This is a genomic window from Rhizobacter sp. P2_H2 (genome assembly GCF_056403375.1).
The window spans coordinates 1-3,695 of record NZ_JBFUFP010000534.1; the positions used below are offsets into that span (position 1 = coordinate 1).

Genomic DNA, 3,695 nt, shown 5'->3' on the forward strand with positions numbered 1-3,695 from the left:
ATGCTGGCCGGCCTGCCGAAGGCGCCGTCGGCCTACAACCCGATCGTCAACCCGAAGCGCGCGACGCAGCGCCAGCTCTACATCATCGACCGCATGCTGGAGAACGGCTTCATCACGCCGGAGCAGCACGATGCGGCACGCGCGCAGCAACTGAAGTACCGCGCCGCACCTGAAGTGGTCGTTCACGCCGAGTACGTGGCCGAGGCGGCGCGCCAGATGATCTTCTCGCAGTACGGAGAAGAGGCCTACACGCGCGGACTCAACGTCTACCTGACCATCCAGGCGTCCGAGCAGACCGTGGCCTACCGGTCGCTGCGCAAGGGCATCATGGATTTCGAGCGCCGTCAGGTGTACCGCGGCCCCGAGGCCTATGTCGACCTGCCGGCCAACGTGAAAGACCTGGACAGCCGCATCGCCGAGGCCCTGGTCGAGCACCCCGACAACGACGAACTGCGCGCTGCCGTGGTGCTCGAAGCGAGCCCGCGCAAGGTCGTGGCGGTGCTGCAGAGCGGCGAATCGCTGACCGTCACCGGCGAAGGCCTGAAGCCGGCCACCTCCGGCCTGGCCGAAAAGGGCAACCCGAAGACGCAGATCCGCCCCGGCGCCGTGATCCGGCTCGTGAAGCTGCCGAAGGGCGACTGGTCGATCACCCAGCTGCCCGAGGTCGAAGGCGCCTTCGTCTCGCTCGATCCGCGCACCGGCGCCGTGCGCACGATGGTCGGCGGCTTCGACCATGCGAAGAGCAAGTTCAACCACGTCACGCAGGCGTGGCGCCAGCCGGGTTCGAGCTTCAARCCGTTCATCTACTCGGCCTCGCTCGAGAAGGGGTTCACGCCGGCCACCGTCATCAACGACGCCCCGTTGTTCTTCGACGCCGGCACCACCGGCAGCCAGCCGTGGGAGCCGAAGAACTACGACGGCACCTTCGACGGACCGATGTCGATGCGGCGCGGCCTCGCCAAGTCGAAGAACATGATCTCGATCCGCATCCTGCAGGCGATCGGCCCGGCGTATGCGCAGGACTGGATCACCCGCTTCGGCTTCGATCCCGACAAGCACCCCGCCTACCTGACGATGGCGCTCGGCGCGGGCTCGGTGACGCCGCTGCAGATGGCGTCGGCCTACGGCGTGTTCGCCAACGGCGGCTACCGGCTGAACCCGTTCCTGATCAGCAAGATCACCGATTCGCGCGGCCACGTGCTGAACGAGGCGGCTCCGCAGGCGATGGACGAGAGCACGCGCACGCTGCCGGCGCGCAACGCGTTCGTGATGGAAAGCCTGCTTCAGGAGGTCACGCGCTCGGGCACGGCGGCCAATGCGCAACGCACGCTGAAGCGCCCTGACGTGTACGGCAAGACCGGCACCACCAACGACTCGAACGACGCCTGGTTCGCCGGCTTCCAGCGCAGCGTGGTCGGCGTGGTGTGGATCGGCTACGACAACCCGCGCAAGCTGGGCGACCGCGAGACCGGCGGCGGCCTGTCGCTGCCGGTGTGGATCGACTACATGCAGCAGACGCTGAAGGGCGTGCCGGTCGAGGAGCCGTCAGCCCCGGAGGGCGTGGTCAACCTGGGTGGCGAGTGGTACTACGAGGAGTACACCCACGGCAGCGGCGTCAGCAGCCTCGGCCTGGAAGAGAAGCTGCCCACCCCGCCGAGCGAGGACGAGAAGAAGGGCATCCTCGACCTCTTCAAGCGCTAGGCAGGATCTCAGGCCGGCGGGGCGAAGTGCAGCGGCATCCCGCCCTGCTCGCTCGCGCAGGCCGAGAGGTCCGCGAAGAACTCCCGCCCTTCCCGCGTGTCGAGCCAGCGGCCGCCGACGTGCTTGTAGTGGTAGCCGCCCGAGCGCGCGGCCAGCCACAGCTCGTGCAGCGGCGGCTGCGTGTTGATCACCAGCTTGCTGCCGTTCGGGAATCCCATCTCCAGCAAGCCGCCGGTGCGCGATGCGTCGATGTCGATCACGTCGTCCTGCAGCCAGGCGTCGACGCTCGCCTCGATGCTCGACAGGATGGCGCCCGTCAGCGCGTGGAACTGGGCATCGCTCAGGGGCGTGGGGACGATCTCGACAGTCATGGCCGGTAGAATTGTTCGCATGTTTCAGCAGCAGCGCAGTGTAGCGACACGCCTTTCAACACTGGGCGCATCGATGTCTTTGCTGGCCGCGCTCGCGGCCTGCGGCCAGAAAGGGCCGCTGAAGCTGCCCTCGCCGCCTGCCGCGGCGCCCTCCGCATCCTCTCCCGCCTCTGCGCCCCGCTGACCCCATGACCCTGCCCGGTTCGCCCTACGTCGCCTACCGCGGCGCCGATCTCTTCATCGAAGACTGCGCGTTGAACGCGCTCGCCGACCGCTTCGGCACACCGCTGTACGTGTACTCGCAGGCGGCGATGCTGGCGGCACTCGGCAGCTACCAGCGTGCGCTGGCCGGCCGCGATCACCTGATCTGCTACGCGATGAAGGCGAACTCGAACCTGGCCGTGCTGCAGACCTTCGCGCAGGCCGGCTGCGGCTTCGACATCGTCTCCGGCGGCGAACTGAAGCGCGTGCTGGCGGCCGGCGCGCCCGCGTCGCGCATCGTGTTCTCGGGCGTCGGCAAGACCCGCACCGAGATGCGCGACGCCCTCGAGGCCGGCGTGCTGTGCTTCAACGTCGAGAGCGAGCCCGAGCTCGAACTGCTGTCGCAGGTGGCCGTCGCCGCCGACCGCACCGCCCGCGTCAGCCTGCGCGTGAACCCCGATGTCGACGCCGGCACCCACCCCTACATCTCCACCGGCCTGAAGGGCAACAAGTTCGGCGTCGCGCACGAGCGTGCGGTCGCCACCTACCAGCGCGCCGCCGCGCTGCCGGGCCTGGAGGTCGTCGGCATCGACTGCCACATCGGCTCGCAGATCACCGAGGCCACGCCCTACCTCGATGCGCTGGACCGGCTGCTCGACCTGGTCGAGGCGGTCGAAGCCCAGGGCATCCGGCTGCACCACGTCGACGTCGGCGGCGGCCTGGGCATCACCTACACCGATGAAACACCGCCCGAGGCCGGCGTGCTGGTCGCGCAACTGCTCGAGCGCATCGACGCCCGCGGCCACGGCCACCGCAAGGTGCTGTTCGAGCCGGGCCGCTCGCTGGTCGGCAATGCCGGCGTGCTGCTCGCCGAGGTGCTGTACCTGAAGCCTGGCGACGAGAAGAATTTCTGCATCGTCGATGCCGCGATGAACGACCTCGCCCGTCCGGCGATGTACGAGGCCTGGATGGGCATCGTGCCCTGCCGCACGCGAGCCACGGCCGCCTTGACCTGGGACGTGGTCGGCCCGGTCTGCGAATCGGGCGACTGGCTCGGGCGCGACCGCGTCCTGGCCGTGCAACCCGGCGACCGCGTCGCGGTGCTGTCCGCCGGCGCCTACGGCATGAGCATGGCCAGCAACTACAACACCCGGCCGCGCGCGGCCGAGGTGCTGGTGTCGGGCTCGCAGGCCTGGCTGATCCGCGACCGCGAAGACGCTGCCGCGCTGTTTGCCGGCGAGCACCTGCTGCCCGGCTAGAGCCGTCCTTCTGCCACCGCGTGGCAGGCCACCTGGATGCCGTTGAGCGACAACAGCGCCGGCCGCTCCAGCTTGCAACGCTCGTTCGCATGCGGGCAGCGCGGGTGGAACGAGCAGCCGCTCGGCGGGCTCAGCGGATTCGGCACCTCGCCATGCACCGGCG

General features: G+C 69.1%; 5 protein-coding genes. 3 read left to right on the forward strand and 2 right to left on the reverse strand.

The annotated features are described in order from the left end of the window. Positions 1–1,701 (forward strand): penicillin-binding protein 1A (locus AC1D15_RS21875; protein WP_477827624.1); only part of this gene is annotated, 1,701 nt, incomplete at its 5' end. An 8-nt stretch (positions 1,702–1,709) separates the two neighbouring features. Here the strand turns inward: AC1D15_RS21875 and cyaY are convergent. Beyond that, a complete protein-coding gene (gene cyaY, locus AC1D15_RS21880; protein WP_477827625.1) occupies positions 1,710–2,072 on the reverse strand; it encodes an iron donor protein CyaY in 363 nt (120 codons plus the stop codon). A 73-nt stretch (positions 2,073–2,145) separates the two neighbouring features. On the opposite strand from cyaY, the gene lptM reads away from it, so the two are divergent. Together lptM and lysA are read left to right on the forward strand one after the other, a co-directional pair. Further along, entirely contained in the window at positions 2,146–2,256 is a 111-nt protein-coding gene (lptM, locus tag AC1D15_RS21885; protein ID WP_156154627.1) for an LPS translocon maturation chaperone LptM, read from the forward strand. A 4-nt stretch (positions 2,257–2,260) separates the two neighbouring features. Beyond that, the gene (lysA, locus tag AC1D15_RS21890) at positions 2,261–3,532 is read left to right on the forward strand and encodes a diaminopimelate decarboxylase (protein WP_477827626.1); all 1,272 of its coding nucleotides are present in this window, start codon (positions 2,261–2,263) and stop codon (positions 3,530–3,532) included. Here the strand turns inward: lysA and AC1D15_RS21895 are convergent. Then, positions 3,529–3,695, reverse strand: a 167-nt coding sequence (locus AC1D15_RS21895) for an oligopeptide/dipeptide ABC transporter ATP-binding protein (protein WP_477827627.1), incomplete at its 5' end; no start/stop codon positions are given. The genes lysA and AC1D15_RS21895 overlap by 4 nt on opposite strands.